Here is a 1,226-nt window from a genome sequence, read left to right as displayed (position 1 = left end):
GATCGGGTCGACACCGGCACGAAATTCAACCGCCTCGGCCTCGATTCGGCGATGCTCGTCTACCTCATGATGGAACTCGAGGAGAAGCTCGACCTCGAACTGTCGACGGACGATTTCTACGACCACCCTACCGTTGAGACGCTGTCGCGATTTCTCGCCGACAAGCGCGCGCTCCGCACCGCCGCCTGAGGGCGGCTGAAGCCGGCGCAGCCCAGATGGACACTTTCCGCTCGCTCGTGGCACTTCTGGCCCGGCGCGCGGCGGACCAGGGCGACGATCGCGCCTATGTCTTCGTCTCCGATCGCGGGACGGAGGAAGCCACCCTCACCTTCCGCCAGCTGCATGACGCAGCAACCGCGCTCGCAGCGCGCCTGGCCGCGACCGCGCAATCCGGCGACCGCGCGATCCTGGTGTTTCCCCCCGGCATCGAGTTCATGGTGGCGTTCTTCGGCTGCCTGATGGCTGATATCATCGCGGTGCCGATGATGATGCCGCGGCGAAACAGCGCCCGCGACGCCAGCGCCGCGATCCTCGCCAATTGCGCGCCTTCGGTGGCGCTGACCGCCTCGGCCTTCGCTTTGCGCGGCGATTTGCAGGCGCGCTTCCAGCAGGAAAGCATCCGCTGGATCGAGGTCGATCTCGCCGCGGGCTCCGGTGCGACGGTYGACCTGCCCGAGCCGGCGCCGGAGGACATCGCCTTCCTGCAATACACCTCCGGCTCCACGTCCGAGCCCAAGGGCGTGATGGTGAGCCATGCCAATCTGCTCGCCAATCTCGAGATGATCCGGCTCGCGCTCGGCAACACCAGGCAATCGACCTACGTTAACTGGGTGCCGCTCTATCACGACATGGGGCTGATCCTGAGCGCGCTGCAGGCGCTCTATGTCGGGGCGACGTGCGTGCTGATGGCGCCGAACGCGTTCATGCAGCGGCCGCTCGGCTGGCTGCGCGCGATCTCGCATTATCGCGCGGAAGTCGCGTGCAGCCCGAATTTCGGCTTCGACCTCTGCGTCGGCCGCTATCGCGCCGACCAGATGGAGGGCATCGATCTGTCCTCGCTCAGGATCGCGCTCAATGGCGCCGAGCCGGTGCATGCGGACACCATTGCGCGGTTCATCGAGACCTTTGCGCCGCACGGGTTCGATCCGCACGCGATGTACCCCGCCTATGGCATGGCGGAAGCGACGCTGCTGATCGCCGGCGGAAGGCGCGGCGATGGTCACGTC

Annotated in this window: 2 protein-coding genes; both read left to right on the top strand. The window is 66.5% G+C overall.

Annotated elements, in window-relative coordinates:
* The coding region (locus ACXJL8_RS41560) for an acyl carrier protein (protein WP_456687091.1) at window positions 1-189 on the top strand (189 nt) is incomplete at its 5' end.
* Between the two features lie 26 nt (window positions 190-215).
* The coding region (locus ACXJL8_RS41555) for an AMP-binding protein (protein WP_456687090.1) at window positions 216-1,226 on the top strand (1,011 nt) is incomplete at its 3' end.

It is taken from the genome of Bradyrhizobium sp. P5_C11_2, assembly GCF_054049755.1.
Note: the sequence above shows the minus strand (reverse complement) of the source record. Positions and strands in the feature narration are given on the sequence as shown.